The organism is Paraburkholderia acidisoli, assembly GCF_009789675.1.
GTDB lineage: Bacteria > Pseudomonadota > Gammaproteobacteria > Burkholderiales > Burkholderiaceae > Paraburkholderia > Paraburkholderia acidisoli.
In genome coordinates this window covers 1662330-1678278 of record NZ_CP046914.1, presented here as the reverse complement: position 1 = coordinate 1678278, position 15949 = coordinate 1662330, and the positions used below count along the sequence as shown (strand labels likewise).

Genomic DNA, 15949 nt, shown 5'->3' with positions numbered 1-15949 from the left:
GGACCGAGTGGCAAAGAAGAACAACGCAACGAGCACGAAGGACACCCAGGGCAAGAACGCGGCGAGCGCGATTCCGGCTTCGGCGGGCATCGAAAACATTCTCGCCATCGACGTGGGCGGCACGGGGCTGAAGGCCGCGATCATCGACGCAAACGGCACCATGCGCACGGAGCGCGTGCGCGTGGCCACGCCGCATCCGTGCCCGCCCAAGCTGCTCGTCGAGACGCTCTACACGCTCGTCGAACCGCTCACCAGGCAGTATCCGGTCACGCACGTGTCGATCGGCTTTCCCGGCTTCGTGCGCGACAACCGCGTGATCACCGCGCCGCATCTGGGCAACGAAGACTGGCGCGACGTGCCGCTCGCGGCCATGCTCGGCGAACGACTCGGCAATCCTTCGGTGCGCATGATCAACGACGCCGAGATGCAAGGTCTCGCCGCCATCGAAGGCAAGGGCCTCGAGTTCGTCCTCACGCTCGGCACGGGCGCGGGCACGGCGCTCTTTCGCGACGGCGAACTGATGCCGCATCTCGAACTCGCGCATCATCCGGTCAGCAAGAAGCACGCGTACGACGAGTACATCGGCGACGCGGCACGACGCAAAGCGGGCAACAAGCGCTGGAACGAGCGCGTCGAGAAGATCATCGGCATTCTCGATTCGCTCGTGCATTACGACAAGCTGTGGATCGGCGGCGGCAATGCGGAGCGGCTTGCATTCAAGCTGCCGCCCAACGTGGCGACCGTCTCCAACGACCGCGGTATCGAGGGCGGCGCGCGGCTCTGGCATCCGCAATCGATCCGCGAAACGCGTCAGTGCACCGACACGTCCGCGCAAGGCAACGAGGCCGCGAAGCCATGAGACTCGCCCTGCTTCGCTTCGCCTCGCAGACGTTCGTTGCCGCGAGCGCCTGTTGCAGCGTGATCACGCACGCGGCGGAGCTGCACGTGATGACCTCGGGCGGCTTCACGGCCGCTTATCAGGCGCTCGGCCCGACCTTCACGCAGCAGACCGGCAATTCGCTCGACACGATCCTCGGGCCTTCCATGGGCAAGTCGCCGCAAGCGATCCCGAACCGGCTCGCGCGCGGCGAACCGGCCGACGTGGTCATCATGGTCGGTTATGCGCTCGACGGGCTCATCAAGGACGGCAAGGTGATGCCCGATTCGCGTGTCGACCTTGCCGATTCGCGCATCGGCATGGTGGTGCGCGCCGGCGCGCCGAAGCCCGATATCAGCACGGTCGACGCGTTGCGGCAGACGCTGCTGCACGCGAAATCGATCGCGTATTCGGACAGCGCGAGCGGCGTGTACATCAAGAACGAAATGTTCAAGAAGCTCGGTATCGAAGATCAGGTGGCGCCGAAAGCGACCATGGTGCCGCGCATCCCCGTGGCGGGCGTGGTGGCGAAAGGCGACTACGAAGTCGGCTTTCAGCAGGTGGCCGAACTGCTGCCCGTGCCGGGCGTGACGTTCGTCGGCAAGGTGCCGGAGTCCTTGCAGTCGGTCACGCGCTACGCCGCCGGGATTCCGGTGGGCGCGAAGCATCCGCAGGAAGCCCGTGCGCTGCTGCAATTCCTCGCTTCGCCGCAGGCCCAGGCGACGGTGGAGAAAACCGGCCTCGATCCGATCGCGCACTGAGTCATCGGCGTGTTCGAAAGCGAAAAGGGCGAACGCTTGCGTTCGCCCTTTTTATATCGACATCACATCGTCAGAAGTCCGAACGGACCGTGAGCATCACGTTGCGCGCATCGCCGAACACGCTGTAATACGCGCCGGGCGGGCGAATGTAATAGCCGCGATTGAAGATGTTGTTCAGTTGCAGCGAGGCATTCACGTGCTTGTTGAACTGATAGCCCACTTCCGCATTGAAGATCGCATACGCGCCCTGCTCCACACCGCGAGAGATACGCGTTTGCGCGAGCATGCCACCGCCCACCGTCACGCCGCTCAAGAGGCCCTGCGAGAACCGGTAGTTGGTCCAGAGCTTGAACAGATGCTTGGGATCCTCGCCGTCGGTGAGATCGGGCGCATCGTTCTCGTAATGCTCGTCGAGATAGGTGTAGCCCGCATAGACGTTCCAGTTCGGCAGCGGCTGGCCCGTCACTTCGAGTTCCAGGCCCTGGTCGCGCACCTTGCCCGCGGCAATGTAGTAGTACTGGTGAGCGGGATCGTCCACCGCGCGATTGTTGTCGTTGATACGGAACAGCGCCGCCGTGGTGTTCAACCGGCCACCGAGGAAACTGCCCTTCACGCCCACTTCGTACTGTTCGCCCGTGCGCGGCGGCAAGCCCGCGCCCGAGTAGGTGGTTTGCGTCTGCGCATCGAGAAAACGCGCATAGTTCGCGTACGCCGTGATCGACGGCACGATGTCCCACACGAGCCCCGCCGAAGGCAGGAAACGATGATTGACCTGCGCGCTCGTGGTCCAGTCTTCCACGGTCGGCAAGGTGGATTGCGTGCGGCCTTGCAGGAAGGCTTCACGGCCGCCGAGCACGAGCGTGAGCGGGTCCGCGAGCTTGATGCGCGCCTGCGCGTACACGCCGTACTGCACCGTGCGCGTGTTGGTGCCGAACGTGTACGGCACGTACACCTTCGGCACCGCGTTAGGATCGTAGAGGCTGAACAAACCCAGGGCGCTATACGGTCCTGTCACCGCCTGATAACCCGAGAGCGCCGAAGACGTGGTTACCGAATAGTTCGCGCCGAACGTGAGCGTGTGCGTTTGCCCGAACAGATGAACCGGACCGGACACGTTGGTGTCCGCGCCGAACCAGTCGTATGCCGTGCGCTGGGCCTGATCGCCGAATTCCGCGAGACCGGTCGACGTCGCGCCGGGTCCCGAATACGCGTAGTTCGCTTTCGAGAGTTCATGGCGATAGAACACCGTCGTCGACGACTTCCAGTCGCTCTCGAAACGATGCACGAGATTGACGTTGCCTTCCTCGATCGACGTGTAGGCGTAGTTCCAGCTCGGGCTGAAGTTCTGCGTGTACGAACTCGGCACGCGCTGACCGGAGAGCGCAGTCAGGCTGCTGTTGAGCACGCCGCCCGCGCCGTAGTCGATGCCCGAAGTCGGCGACACCTGGTAGGTGCCGGAAGCCGAGATGGTGGTGCGCGGCGTGATGTCCCAATCGATCGCGCCATACGCCATGACTTCCTTGCTGCGCGTGCGGTCGATCGACTGCGTGCCGTCACTGCCCACGATCACCGCGCGCCCGCGCACGGTGCCGTCCTTGTTGAGCGGCCCGGTCACGTCCACCATCTGGCGCACGCTGCCGAACGAATCGACCTGCGTTTCCGTGGCGACATGGAACTGGTCCTGCGGACGCTTGCGCACGAGATTGACGATGCCGCCCGGTTCGCCGATACCGTCGATGGCGCCCGCCACGCCGCGCAGGATTTCAATACGGTCGTACATGGCGAGGTCGAACTGCAATTGATATTGCAGGCCGCTCACGATCGACACGCCGTCGAATTCCACGCCCAGTTGCGAGCCGCGCGCGCGGTAATACGCGGTGCCGTCGCCGTAGTTGATCGAATTCACGCCCGTGACGTAGCGCAGCGCGTCCTGGATCGTCGACACGTTCATGTCGTCCATTTGCTGGCGCGTGAGCACGGAAACCGAGTTCGGCACTTCCTTGATCGGCTGCGCCGTTTTTCCGGCGATGGTGGCGTTCTTCGTGGCGTAGGTGCCGGTGCCTTCCGTGGTGGCGTCGGCGCTCGCGGTGCCCGTCACCGTCACGGCGGGCAGCACGCTGGCATCCGCCGGCGCTTGCGTGCTCTGTGCGCGCGCATACGGCGAGGCGAGGCTCAACGCCGCCAGCGCGAGCGGCGTCATGTGCGGCGCCATTCTGCGCCATCCCGATCCCGGCGCGCGTTGCGCGGCGGCCTGGTCTGTTCTCGTTTTCATTCGCTATCAATCCCACTGTTAAAAGGCCGAACGGCATCCACCCGCCAGAAGCGGGCGTGAATTGCTGGGGGACCGTTCTTTGTTATTTATTTCGGATAGCTAACCGAGTCGCTTCATGCGACACCTCGCACGGTGCAACCTCACCACTCATGTTTCTCGCGCTGCCGCTCGCCACAGCATCGTCGCGACGAGCCACGGACCGCCGATCAACGTCGCCACGAGTCCCGCCGCGAGTTGCTCGGGAAAGACGATCTGGCGGCCGAGCCAGTCGGCAACGACCATCAGCAGCGCGCCCAGCACGGCCGCGCAATACAGCTGCGCGAGCGGCCGCCGCGCGCCGGACAGCCGCGCGATATGCGGCGCGATCAGGCCGACGAACGAGAGCGGCCCCACCACGACCGTCGCCGCCGCCGTGGCGAGCGCGGCGAGCAGCAACAGCGCGAAGCGCGCGACGCCCACGGGCACGCCCACGCTCGCCGCCGCGTGCGACCCCACGCCGAGCGCCGCGAGCCAGCGCACGCCCAGCGGCGCGACCGCGAGCACGAGCACGGCGAGCGCCGCCGTGCCCCACGCCACCACCGACGGCACGTAGTAGGTCGAGCCGACCAGCAGGTCGATGAGCACGCCCGCGCGCGGGTCGCCGCTCGCCATCACCGCGCCCACCACGGCCTGGAACAGCGAGCTGATCGAGAGGCCCACGAGCAGCAGGCGCTCGGGCGCGAACTGCGCGCGCCGCCCGAACCACAGCAGCAACACGAGCGTGGCGAGCGCGCCCGCCACACAGCCCGCGAACAACGCGGCCGGCATCATGCTGCCGGTGAGAAACAGCACGGCGACGATGCCGAACATGCCGCCCGAGCCCACGCCGAGCAGATCGGGGCTCGCCATCGGATTCGCGGTCATGCGCTGCAGCAGCACGCCCGCCGTCGCCAGCAGGCTGCCCGCCGCCAGCGCCGCGAGCAGGTGCGGCACGTTCCAGAACAGCAGCGCGTCGATATGCGCGAGCGACGCGAGCTTCCAGCCGTGCACGCCGCGCGTGAAGGCGAGCGACATCGCGCACGCGTCGAGCAAGAGCAGCAGCCACGCGAGCGGCATCATGCGCGACATCGGCGGGGACGGGAAACGCGCGGCCGTCGCCTGCGCTTCGGGCCGGACAGGCAGGCGCGGCAACAACGCGACGAGCAGCGGCACGCCGAGTATCGAGGTCACGCTGCCGGTGGGAATCAGATGTGCCGAAAACAACTCGGTCTCGCCCACGTAGCGCACGATTTCGTCGGTGAGCCACAGCAGCGCCGCGCCCGTGAGCGGCGCCCAGATCAAACGCTCGCGCAAGCGCCGCGCGCCCGCGAGCCGCGCGACCAGCGGCGCGGCGAGCCCGACGAAGCCGATCACGCCCACTTCCGCGACCACGCACGCCGTCAATGCCACCGCGACGAACAGCGCCGCGCCGCGCATCCAGCCAACCGCGACGCCGAGGCTGCGCACGGTCGCATCGCCCGCATCGAAGAGACTCAACGGCCGGTACAGCAGCGCTGCGCCGAACGCGCATGCCGCGACGCGCACGCCGAGATGCGTGGCGCTCTGCCAGCCGCTTTGATCGAGCGCGCCGCCGCCCCAGATTTGCAGGCCGCGCAGGAAGTCGAAATGCACGACCGAGATCGCGAGGCTGATCGCGCCGCAATAGAGGTTCACGACCATGCCCGCGAGAATCACGCCGAGCGGCGACATGCGCTGCGTCCATGCGAGCGCGAACACGAGCAGCATGGCGAGCGCGCCGCCCGCGAGCGCGAGCGTGTCGCGGCCCAGCGCGAGCCAGCCCGGCGCCCACACGCTCGCGACGCTCAACGCGAGATACGCGCCCGGAAAAATGCCGAGCGTCATGGGCTCCGCGAGCGGATTGCGCAACACCTGCTGCGCGAGCGCGCCCGCGAGACCCAGCGCGCCGCCGCACAGCAGCGTCATGGCAATACGCGGCAGCAGGCTCTCGTGCACGAGCACGTCGCGCATGTCCGTCAGGTCGGGCGCGACCAGCGCTGGCCACCACGCCGCGCCGCCGAGCGCCCGATGCAGATGCACGGCGGCGAGGCACGCCGCGAGCGCGAACAGCGTACCGGCGATGGCGCGCGGCCCCACGCGCGGCGGCGCGGCGCGCACGGGCAGCGTGGCGTTATCCAAGTCCGCCTCCCGCGTTCGCGATGGCGCCGAGCGCGGCTTCGACAGCCACGGCGAAGCGCCGCATCGACAGCAAACCGCCATACGGCGCGATCACGGGCAGCACGGCCACGCGACGCTCGCGCGCGGCGGGCAGCGCACGCCACAGCGGGCTCGCGCCCAGCGCGGCGCGCGTCTCGTCGTGCAGCGGGCCGACGAGCAGCATGTCGGCGTGCGCGACGTCGGTTAACCGTTGCAGCGGCACGACGGCCGAGCCCATCGCGTTCGCGGTCCAGCGCGCTTGCGCCGCGCTCGCCTCGCGCGGATTCACCGCGTTGATCACGCCGAGGCGCGCGAGCACCGCGTCGAACAAACTGCCCTTCGCGTAGACGCGGAAATGGCGCTCGTCGATGGCGTCGGCGACGATCACCGTGCGTGGCGCGCTGCCGCGCAACCGCGCCGACACCGCGTCGAGCGCGCGCGCGGTATCGGCAATCAAGGCGTGAGCGCGCGGCTGGGCGTCGAGCGCGTGCGCCATCGCGAGCGTTTCGGCCTGCAGCGCGTCGTACGGCTGCGCGGCGTTCATGTAGGCGCCCAGCGTGAGCGTCGGCGCGATGCGGTGCAATGGCGCGAGCAGACCCGCATGCTCGGGCGTGACGATCAGCAGGTCGGGCGCGAGGTCGCGCAGCACGTCGAAATTCGGCTGATACAGCAACCCGACGTCGGCGACGCGCGGCGGCAGTGGCGGCGTCACGATCGTCGCCGTGTACCAGTCGGGCAAAGGAATGCCGATGGGCGCGCGGCCGAGCGCGAGCAGCGTTTCGGTCAGCTCCCAGTTGAGCACGACGATGCGGTTCGGCACGGGTGTCGGCACGGACGTTGGCACCGGTGTTCGCGCAGCGTTCGCCGCCCGCAGCGCGCGCGGCAACGCGCCGATGCCGCCGAGCGCGAGCGACGCCATCGACATTGCCGCGCCGCCCAGCCAGCGCCGGCGCGCGGGAGCCCGGCGTGAACGCGCGCCGCTCATGCCGCGTCCGCCATCGGCAACGATCCCGCGCTCAATTGACCGCTGTCGAGTTTGACGAGGCGATCGGCGAGAGGGAAATAGCGGTCGTCGTGCGTGATGACGAGCACCGTTTTGCCAAGCGCCTTCAACTGCGGCAGCAGCGTGCGATAGAACACGTCCTTGAACGCGGGATCCTGGTCGGCGGCCCATTCGTCGAACACGTAGAACGGCCGGTCTTCGAGCATCGCCACGAGCAGCGCGAGCCGCTTGCGCTGGCCTTGCGAGAGCGCGAGCGTCGAAAACGTGCCGTTCTCGATGCGCACCTTGTGATCGAGCTGCAACGCGGCGAGCAGCGCGCGCGCCTCGGCGTCGCGTTCGGGCGGCAAGCCGAGCAGCGAATCGAACAGATGAAAGTCGCTGAACACGACCGAAAAGCGCTGTCGATACGCGGCGCGCGTGGCCGCCTCGACCGCCACGCCATCGACGAGAATCCGCCCCGCTTCCGGCGCGTAAAGGCCCACAAGCAGCTTCGCGAACGTGGTCTTGCCGCTACCGTTGCCGCCCACGAGGAACACGAGCTCGCCCGCCTCGAACGCGAGATCGAGCGGCCCGAGCGTGAAGAAACCGTCTTCGCTTTCGCGCGCATAGCGATGCGAGACGCCTTCGAACACGATGCGCTCGAACGCGGGCACGAGCGCGGCCGCATGCGATGGCTCGGGCGGCAGCTTCGCCTCGAGTTGCGCGATGCGCTCGAACGCCACGCGCGCCGCGCCGACCGTGGGCAGCGCGGCAAGCAGCCCTTCCACCGGCATGATCAGGTAGAGAAACACGAGCGCGTAACCGGACATCACGCTCGCGTCGGCGTGAAAGTCACGCGCGAGCACGAAGATCGTGAGGCCGACGAAACCGAACAGCACCAGCGTGCCCCAGCTCGCCGCGAACGCGTTGAGCACGTAGCCGCGCGTACGCTGAATGCGCACGGCTTCCACGTGCGGCGCGAGTTCGCGCGCGACGAAAGCCTGGGCGCGCGCGTGATGCAGCTTCAATTCCTTCGCGCCGTCGAACAGCGCGCGGAACTGGCGCAGCAGATCGTCCTCGCGTGCGCGCGATGCACGCAAGTGGCGCAGCGCCCGCGCGCCCACGAGATGCGTGCCCAGCGAACCGATGCCGATCACCGCGAGCGCGAACACGAGGATCGGCACGGAGAGCACGCCGAGATAGACGAGACAGCCCGCGATCACCGCGCCTTGCATCGCGATGGACGGCAGGCTCACGAAAAAGATGACGATGCTGTCGAGATCCTGCGTGAGCGCGCCCATCGCGCGCGCCGCGCCGCACTGCTCCAGATCGCGGAACGAGGCGCGCGCGAGGCGGTCGATCGTCTGCATGCGCAGCCGCGCCTTGGCGCGCTGGCCGAGATACATGAAAAGCGTTTGCGAGACCACGCGCGTGACCAGCACGACCAGGCCGAGCAGCAGAAAGCGCAGACCGAGCGTAGCCAGTTGGGCACCCGTCGCCCGCAGCGCCTGATTGATGAGCGCGACCAGCGCCGCGTTGGCGAAGCCGCTCAGGAGGCTCACCAGCAAGGCAACAGGCAGCAGCCAGCGCGAGCTGCGTATCAACGAGACGATCAAGGGCATGGCACGGCCGGAAGTCATTCGGGGTCATTCAGGGCAAGAATGCGAATCATTCCTGATTTGAGCGGGAATCGCGCGCGAATCGTTGCCGGAAAAGGAGATTACCGGCTTCCGCGCGAGAGAGGATGACAGCCGATATCGAATTTTTGACAATTTTTGGACAATTCTCGATATCATCGGCGGTCTAATCGACCTTTTGCCGTGCGCTTCACGCTGCTTTCCGTCCGAACCTGCCCGCATTCGCCATGAAGGAATTTCTGCTCAAGCGCTATCCGCTCGCGCGCACGCCGCTCGCGCACGAGGTCAGCGCATCGGTCATCAACTACCGGCACGGCGAACGGGTCTCGTGGCACCAGCATCGGCATGGTCAACTCGTGTTCGCGATCCAGGGCGTGATTCGCGTGCTCACGCCCACGCGCACGTGGACGCTGCCGCAGTCGCGCGCCGCCTGGCTGCCGCCCGATGTCGATCACGAGTTGCATGCCGTGGGCGAGACGGTGCTGTGCAGCGTCTATATCGAGTCGCACGTGTGCCCGTGGCCGTGGCGCGACGCGGCGGTCATCGCGGTGTCGGCGCTGATGCGCGAACTGGCGCTCACGATCGGCGCGGCGGGCGAGAAGTACGGCGGCGACAGCCGCGCCGCGCTCGCGGTGCCGCTGCTCCTCAAGGTGCTCGCGGAAACGCCCGGCCTGCCCGAGCCCGGCGTGCCGCTGCCGCGCGACGAACGCCTGCTGAAAATCTGCGAGCACATGATGAACGACCCGGCGAGCGAATTGACGCTCGACTTCTGGGGCGAACAGTTCGGCGCGAGCGGCCGCACGCTCGCGCGGCGCCTGCATGCGGAAACGGGGCTGACGTTCGTGGCGTGGCGGCAGCAAATGCGCGTGGCCGAAGCGATCACGCGGCTCGCGCTCGGGCAATCCGTGGCGCACGTGGCGCGCAATCTTGGCTATCGCAGCGCGAGCGCGTTCATCGTCATGTTCCGCCAGGTCACCGGCGAGGCGCCGCAGCGCTATCTGGCTTCACAATGACGGCGTGTGCCTCCGCCACCACATCGACATGAACGATCCCGACTACTGGTTTCCCGCTAAACGTTACGGCTGGGGCTGGGGTCTGCCCACGCACTGGCAAGGCTGGCTCGTGCTCGCGGTCTATGTCGCGGCGCTCGTCGCGGTGGGCGTGCTGGTCAGGCCGGACCGGCACCGCTGGGCGTTCATCGCGCTCGTCGCGCTGCTGAGCGCCGGGTTGATCGGCGTGTGCTGGCTCAAAGGCGAACCGCCGCGCTGGCGCTCGTGATCGGGCGACTCACGCGAGCCGCGCCGCGAGCCTGGCGCGCACGTCCGGCCATTCGTCGTCGATGATGCTGAAGCGCACCGAGTCGCGCTTGCGCCCGTCGGGCATGATGCGTTCGTGCCGCACGACGCCTTCCTGTTGCGCGCCAAGGCGCAGGATGGCCGCGCGCGACTTGTCGTTCAGCACGTCGGTGGTGAACTGCACGCGCACGCAGCGCAGCGTGTCGAACGCGTACGTGAGCATCAGGAATTTCGCTTCGGTGTTGACAGGCGAACGCTGCGCCGACGCCGCGAGCCACGTGCTGCCGATCTCGAGCTTGCGGTTCGCGTAATCGACCTTCCAGAAGCGCGTGCTGCCCACGACGCGATCCTGTGTTGTGTCGACGATGACAAACGGCATCACGGTGCCCGCGCGTTCGCCTTCGAGCGCGCGCGCGATGTAACTGTCGACGGTTTGCGGGCCGGGGACCACGGTAACTTTCAGATTCCATAGCTCGCCGTCGGCGGCGGCCGCGAGCAGGTCGGGCGCATGGGTCGCGCGCAGCGGACGCAGTTCGACGTTCGCGCCGCTCAAAGTGGGCGTACTGAAAGTTGGCGATTCGGAGGACATGGCGTGCGTGAGCCTGGGGAGCGCAAGACGCCCATGATACGTCGCGGCGCAATCTTTACGGGCGTTTTACGCGCCGCCCGCCAAGCTGCTTGCCACCGACATCACGCACGCCCCGCGTGCCCGCTCCGAAGACCCACGCCCACGCGCTCTCCGTTGCGCTCACGCCGCCCGCCCCACCGCCTGTCCCGCGCCGTTCGAGCGCGACCGTGCTGCCATTTCGCGCGCCGCGCCAATGGCTCGACCTCGCCCTCGAAGGCCGAACGCTGCGGGACACGCGTTCGCATCTGGCCTTGCTGCCGCGTTCGCCGCCCGGCGTCTACGTGACGGGCACGCACGAGCGCGGCGAGTCCATTCGCGTGCGCCTCGACATCGCGCCGGAAGATTTCGGCTTCACGTTGCCCAGGTTGATGTCGACGGTGCCCGCCGCCACGATCAACGCGCCGCAGCCGCGTTCGCCCTGATCGCGAGCGGCGCTGGCGCTCACTCCGCCAGCTCGACGCCGCGCGTGGCCTTCATATGGCGCTTCCAGCGCGCCACCAGCACGGACCGGCGTTCGCCGTGCCGTTCGTCCAGGTAGTCGACGGCAACGACACGGTCGGTGCGGAAGTGCCGAAATGCCTGACGCCATTCGCACCATGCCGCGACCACGCGCAAGGCGTCGGCGTAACCGATCAGCAGCGGCCACACCGTGCGTTCGCTGATGCGCCCGCGTTCGTCGCGATAACGGATGCGCAGCTTGCGGCCCGCGCGAATCCACTCGCGCAGCCGCGCGACGTCGAGCGTATCCACCGAGTTCGCGAGCGGCGTCATCGGGCCGCTGGCCGGTTCGGCGATGAACGGCCGCAAGCGCTCCGGCACCGAGGCCGCGATCTTCGCGATCAGATCCTGCGCGGCGCGCGCGAGCACGGGATCGCCGCGTTGCGCGACCCATTGCGCGCCGAGCACCGCCGCCTCGAGTTCGTCGGCGGTGAGCATCAATGGCGGCATGTCGTAGTGGCGCTCGAGCACGTAGCCCGTGCCCGCCTCCCCGCGGATGGGCACGCGCTGGCCCATCAGGTCGGCGATGTCGCGATACACCGTGCGCACCGAGACCTCCAGCTCCTGCGCGAGACGCTGGGCCGTGAGCGGGCGCGTGGAGCGCCGCAGGATTTGAATGATCTGGAACAGTCGGTCGGATCGGCGCATGGCGGTTTCGATGCTGACAGCACGGTGTCAGCAGGGCTTTTGTAGCATGGCGGCATCAACCTCTGACGCAAGGAGTCAACGTGAACTTCGTTTCGACCCGCATCATCACCAACGACATCGCCCCGCTCGTGCGATTTTACGAAGACATCGGCCTGCAGGCCAACTGGTTCACCGGCGAATTCGCCGAACTGAAGTCGCCCGCGTGCACGCTCGCGGTCGGCACCAAAACCACGATGGACCGGTTTTTTGGCGGCGCGGCCACGCCCGGCAGCAATCGCGCGGTAATCCTGGAATTCATCGTCGACGACGTCGACGCGCTGTTTCAAACGCTCAAGGCGCGCGGCAAGGACATCGTGCAAGCGCCCACCACGCAGCCGTGGGGCAACCGTTCGCTGCTGGTGCGCGACCCCGACGGCAATCTCGTCAACTTCTTCACGCCAGTCACGCCCGAAGCCGTGCAGCGTTTCGCAAAGGCCTGAGCGCATCACGGCGTACAGCGCCGCTCATTTCACGGCGTTGTACACGGTGGCGCGCGACACGCCCAGATGCTGCGCCACGGTTTCCATCGACTTGCGCAACGCGAGGTAGCCCTCGTCGCGCAACGTCTGCAGCAACGCCCTGCGCTGCTCCGCGCGCAGCGCCTGCGGTGTGGTCGCGAGGCTCGCCGCGTAACGGTCGATACGTTCGCGAATCGCGTCGGCGCTCGAAGGATCGAGCGTCTCCTTCAGCGCGGCGTTCTTCGGCAGCGAAAACTGTTCGAGCAACGTGGAGAGGCTGCGAAACAGCGTGACATCCACGTTCAGACACAGCGCGGCGAAGTAGTGGCCGTCCGCATCCTTGATGCCGATCGAGGTGCTTTTCGCGCGGCGCCCGTCGGCGAACCGATTCGCGTAGTTCGCGATGACCTGCGGATAGTCGTCGTCGGCAAGGCGCGCGAGGCCCAGTTCCGTGGCCGGATCGCCCACTTCGCGCCCCGAGAGATTGTTGTGGATCGCGAGGATCGCATGCCTGGGCGAGCGGAGATCGTGCACGACCACTTCCGTAAAGGGCGCGAGCGTCTCGCCGAGTCCCGCGGCAATCTGCTTGACCTGATCGAGCATGACTTGCTGCTCGTGCGTGAATTTGGCGGATCGGGGTTTTCGCATGCTGGACGATGGATCTCACTGGCGCGCAGGGAGCGGGCGGCGCAGTACTGCGCGCCCGGCACAAACGCGCAATCACCAATATTGTACGATTTGTCTATTATTATATAATTCGTCGATACCGTGTGATCGCGCTCTTCGCCATGCCCAGCCACGCCCAACTCCTGTTGCTCGACCGCGACGCCGTCGAGCCCGCACTCCAGGCCGAACAGGTGCTCGCGGCCGTGCGCGAAGCCTTCGTCCTGCATAGCCAGCGCGCGGGCCGCGTCTTTCCCGTCGTGCGCGAAAAGCTCGCCACGGGCGGCGTGTTCGGCATCAAGTCCGGCGATGTCGCGAGCCAGGATCTGCTCGGTTTCAAGGCGGCGGGTTTCTGGCCCGGTAATCGTCAACTCGGCGGCGAGCCGCATCAGGCCACCGTCGCCCTGTTCGATCCGCACACGGGCCGGCCACTATGCCTGCTCGACGGCAACGCGATCACCACGGCGCGCACCGGCGCGGCGGGCGGCATCGGCCTGCAACAACTCGCGCGGCCGGAAAGCACCAGAATCTGCGTGTTCGGCACCGGCGTGCAGGCCAGGGTCCAGTTGACCTACGCGCTGCGCATCCTGCCGCGGCGTTGCACCGTGCAATACGTGAGCACGCGCGGCCAGGCGGTGCCCGAGTTCGAAGCGGCATTCCGCGATATCTGCGCGATCCGCCTGGCCCATGACCGCAATGAAGCCGTGGCGAGCAGCGACGTCGTCATTACGGCCACGCCCGGCGGCGGCCCGCTGTTCGACGCCAGCGCCGTGCGGCCCGGCACGCATCTCACCTGCGTAGGCGCGGATACCGCGGGCAAGCGCGAACTCCCCGAAGGCGTGCTGCAGCGCGCGCGCATTTACGTCGACGACACGCAGCAGGCGCGCAGCATTGGCGAATGCCAGTGGGCGCCGGGCCTGCCGTGCACGGAGATCGGCGACGTGCTGGGCGGCACGACGCCCGTCGCGCGCGCCGCCAGCGACATCACCGTGTTCGACATGACGGGGCTCGCGTTGCAAGACTTGACCGTGGCGCGCTTCCTGTACCGCCATGCGCTCGACACCGGCGCGGGCACGCGCGTGGCCTGGCCGTGGTAGCGTAAGCCCGATTCACTCTCTCCCCTCCTCACGCAATGCCGAACGTGTACGAAGCGCTGGTCGCGCTGCTGGACAAGGAAGGCGCGACGTATCGCGTCATCGATCATCCCGCCGAAGGGCGCTCGGATCAGGTGGCCGCGATTCGCGGCACCGAGCCCGGGCAAGGCGCAAAAGCCATGCTGTGCAAGAGCAAGGACGACGCGCGGCTGATTCTCTGCATACTGCCGGGCGACCAGAAGCTCGACTTCAAAAAGGTCGCGGCCGCGGCGCAGATCAAGAAAGCCACGCTGGCTTCGCCCGAGGAAGCCATGCGCGAAACCGGCTGCGTGATCGGCGCGATCCCGCCCTTCGTGTTCTCGCCCGCCATCGCACTGATCGTCGATCCCGGTTTGATCGCCCGCTTCGACGAGATCGCTTTCAACGCCGGGCGCCTCGACAAATCGATCGTGCTCGCTTCCGCCGACTACGTGCGCATCGCCCAACCGCTGCTCGAACCGCTATGCGCCTGAACCACGTAGCGGCGCTCTCCTTCGACCTCGACGACACCTTGTGGTCGTTCGGCGTGACCGTCAAACGTGCCGAAGACGCGCTGCATGCGTGGCTGCTCGAGCACGCGCCCGGCACGGCGAGCGTGTTGCCGTCCCGCATGGCGCTCGCCGAACTGCGCAACGAGTACGAGCGTTCGCGACCCGACCTTGCTGGCGACTTCCGTGCATTGCGCCTCGGCTCGATCGACCTCGCGCTGAGCCTGGCGAAAGAAGACCCGTTGCTCGCCGCACACGCCTACGACGTGTTTTTCGCCGCGCGCCAGCAGGTGGAATTTTTCGAAGACGTCATGCCCGCGCTGGCGTGGCTCAGTGCCCGCTTTCCGCTGGTCGCCGTGACGAACGGCAACGCGGACTTGCGGCTCACGGGCGGCAGCGAGTTTTTCCGCGCGACCTTGAGCGCGGCAGTAGTCGGAATTGCAAAGCCGCATGAGGAGATATTTCATCGCGCCGCGCGCGAAGCCGGGGTTGCGCCCGAAACCATGCTTCATGTTGGGGACGATTTCCGGCTCGACGTCCTGGGCGCGTTGGACGCGGGACTTCAGGCCGCGTGGCTCGTGCGCGAAAACGTGACGTCCGCGCACGCGTTGGTCGATGCCTCCAGCCCTGCTGCAACGCGCCCGTATGTCACCCTCAACGAACTTCGTACGCTGTGCCGGATGCTCGGCGCGCCGCCTTCTTTGGCGTGATAAGGCCTTCTGCAATGGCAGCGGAATCGAATGCCCCATAACGGGGCATCAATCCGGTTTAAAGAGGGCACGTTCCTTGCTCTCAATTTTTCCAGCGAGCGCTCGTTAACGTGGAAATAGAGTAGCGATACGCGTGCACATCACCGCGAATCGCTGTGCCGAACACGTTATCAACGCGCTGGAAAAATCCTCTCGACGTGACTTCACCGCCCAACCAGAGAGGCGCATTCATTCGTAGCAAGCATGGGCTTTACGGGGAGCAAAGAGATATGGAACGCGATTACGATTACATGGGATACGCCATTCGCGTCAGCACGGAATCCATTTCGATGCCGATACTGCGCAAACTGCACATGAACGACAGCGGTTATGTCGCAATGGTGTCGATCTTCAAGTCGGACAGCGTCACGGCCTGCTTTCCGGACATGCGCCTGACCGACCTTGGCGACCGTTGGTTCACGACCGAAGTCGATGCGTTGATGCGCGGCTACAGCGTGGGCCGGCGCATCGTGGAAGAAGCACTCGGCGGCCGGGTGATTTAAACCGGAAGCGCTGCTTCGAGCGACGCATTGAACATGTCATTTAGCTGATTGAGGCTGGACTTAGACGCTTGCGCTGTCACGCAACTGTCATTCATCGATGTTTCTCGGCGAGAAAAAAATCAAGA

Annotated in this window: 17 protein-coding genes; 10 read left to right on the top strand and 7 right to left on the bottom strand. The window is 66.7% G+C overall.

Going from position 1 to position 15949, the window contains the following annotated elements; genetic code table 11:
- The first annotated feature begins 7 nt into the window (after positions 1–7).
- Entirely contained in the window at positions 8–859 is an 852-nt protein-coding gene (locus FAZ98_RS21555; RefSeq protein ID WP_233272760.1) for an ROK family protein, read from the top strand.
- On the top strand, positions 856–1638 hold the full coding sequence (locus tag FAZ98_RS21550) for a substrate-binding domain-containing protein (protein ID WP_158953610.1): 783 nt from the start codon (positions 856–858) through the stop codon (positions 1636–1638). Before FAZ98_RS21555 ends, FAZ98_RS21550 begins: the two co-directional genes overlap by 4 nt.
- Before the next feature lie 70 nt (positions 1639–1708).
- Here the strand turns inward: FAZ98_RS21550 and FAZ98_RS21545 are convergent, their stop codons facing one another.
- The 4 genes from FAZ98_RS21545 to FAZ98_RS21530 all read right to left on the bottom strand — a co-directional run bounded on the left by FAZ98_RS21545 (position 1709) and on the right by FAZ98_RS21530 (position 8707).
- Positions 1709–3910 carry a TonB-dependent siderophore receptor gene (locus FAZ98_RS21545; protein ID WP_158953608.1) on the bottom strand — a complete coding sequence of 734 codons (2202 nt, stop codon included), beginning with the start codon at positions 3908–3910 and terminating at the stop codon, positions 1709–1711.
- Positions 3911–4057: 147 nt separating this feature from the next.
- Positions 4058–6085: a Fe(3+)-hydroxamate ABC transporter permease FhuB gene (fhuB, locus tag FAZ98_RS21540; RefSeq protein WP_233272759.1), complete on the bottom strand. Its 2028-nt coding sequence runs from the start codon at positions 6083–6085 to the stop codon at positions 4058–4060.
- The gene (locus FAZ98_RS21535; protein WP_158953604.1) at positions 6078–7088 is read right to left on the bottom strand and encodes an ABC transporter substrate-binding protein; all 1011 of its coding nucleotides are present in this window, start codon (positions 7086–7088) and stop codon (positions 6078–6080) included. The genes fhuB and FAZ98_RS21535 overlap by 8 nt, the downstream gene beginning before the upstream one ends.
- The gene (locus FAZ98_RS21530) at positions 7085–8707 is read right to left on the bottom strand and encodes a cyclic peptide export ABC transporter (protein ID WP_158954118.1); all 1623 of its coding nucleotides are present in this window, start codon (positions 8705–8707) and stop codon (positions 7085–7087) included. Before FAZ98_RS21530 ends, FAZ98_RS21535 begins: the two co-directional genes overlap by 4 nt.
- Positions 8708–8949: 242 nt before the next feature.
- Between FAZ98_RS21530 and FAZ98_RS21525 the strand changes: the two genes are divergently transcribed.
- Both FAZ98_RS21525 and FAZ98_RS21520 read left to right on the top strand, forming a co-directional pair.
- Positions 8950–9735 carry an AraC family transcriptional regulator gene (locus FAZ98_RS21525; RefSeq protein WP_158953602.1) on the top strand — a complete coding sequence of 262 codons (786 nt, stop codon included), beginning with the start codon at positions 8950–8952 and terminating at the stop codon, positions 9733–9735.
- Between the two features lie 28 nt (positions 9736–9763).
- Entirely contained in the window at positions 9764–10000 is a 237-nt protein-coding gene (locus tag FAZ98_RS21520) for a hypothetical protein (RefSeq protein ID WP_158953600.1), read from the top strand.
- A gap of 9 nt (positions 10001–10009) precedes the next feature.
- Here the strand turns inward: FAZ98_RS21520 and FAZ98_RS21515 are convergent, their stop codons facing one another.
- Positions 10010–10606, bottom strand: coding sequence for a GNAT family N-acetyltransferase (locus FAZ98_RS21515; protein ID WP_158953598.1), 597 nt, complete (start codon positions 10604–10606; stop codon positions 10010–10012).
- Between the two features lie 116 nt (positions 10607–10722).
- On the opposite strand from FAZ98_RS21515, the gene FAZ98_RS21510 reads away from it, so the two are divergent.
- Positions 10723–11067, top strand: a complete 345-nt coding sequence (locus FAZ98_RS21510; protein WP_158953596.1) for a hypothetical protein — start codon at positions 10723–10725, stop codon at positions 11065–11067.
- A 19-nt stretch (positions 11068–11086) separates the two neighbouring features.
- On the opposite strand, the gene FAZ98_RS21505 is transcribed toward FAZ98_RS21510, so the two are convergent.
- Positions 11087–11791, bottom strand: a complete 705-nt coding sequence (locus FAZ98_RS21505) for a helix-turn-helix transcriptional regulator (RefSeq protein WP_158953594.1) — start codon at positions 11789–11791, stop codon at positions 11087–11089.
- 80 nt (positions 11792–11871) lie between these two features.
- On the opposite strand from FAZ98_RS21505, the gene FAZ98_RS21500 reads away from it, so the two are divergent.
- Entirely contained in the window at positions 11872–12270 is a 399-nt protein-coding gene (locus tag FAZ98_RS21500) for a VOC family protein (protein ID WP_158953591.1), read from the top strand.
- Between the two features lie 24 nt (positions 12271–12294).
- Here the strand turns inward: FAZ98_RS21500 and FAZ98_RS21495 are convergent, their stop codons facing one another.
- Positions 12295–12936, bottom strand: a complete 642-nt coding sequence (locus FAZ98_RS21495; protein ID WP_158953589.1) for a helix-turn-helix transcriptional regulator — start codon at positions 12934–12936, stop codon at positions 12295–12297.
- A gap of 140 nt (positions 12937–13076) precedes the next feature.
- Between FAZ98_RS21495 and FAZ98_RS21490 the strand changes: the two genes are divergently transcribed.
- From FAZ98_RS21490 to FAZ98_RS21475, 4 genes are all read left to right on the top strand, one after another.
- Entirely contained in the window at positions 13077–14048 is a 972-nt protein-coding gene (locus FAZ98_RS21490; RefSeq protein ID WP_158953587.1) for an ornithine cyclodeaminase family protein, read from the top strand.
- A gap of 35 nt (positions 14049–14083) precedes the next feature.
- Positions 14084–14557: a YbaK/prolyl-tRNA synthetase associated domain-containing protein gene (locus tag FAZ98_RS21485; protein WP_199272360.1), complete on the top strand. Its 474-nt coding sequence runs from the start codon at positions 14084–14086 to the stop codon at positions 14555–14557.
- The gene (locus FAZ98_RS21480) at positions 14548–15282 is read left to right on the top strand and encodes an HAD-IA family hydrolase (RefSeq protein WP_158953583.1); all 735 of its coding nucleotides are present in this window, start codon (positions 14548–14550) and stop codon (positions 15280–15282) included. The genes FAZ98_RS21485 and FAZ98_RS21480 overlap by 10 nt, the downstream gene beginning before the upstream one ends.
- Positions 15283–15437: 155 nt before the next feature.
- Positions 15438–15824, top strand: a complete 387-nt coding sequence (locus FAZ98_RS21475) for a hypothetical protein (protein WP_158953581.1) — start codon at positions 15438–15440, stop codon at positions 15822–15824.
- The last annotated feature ends 125 nt before the right edge of the window (positions 15825–15949 follow it).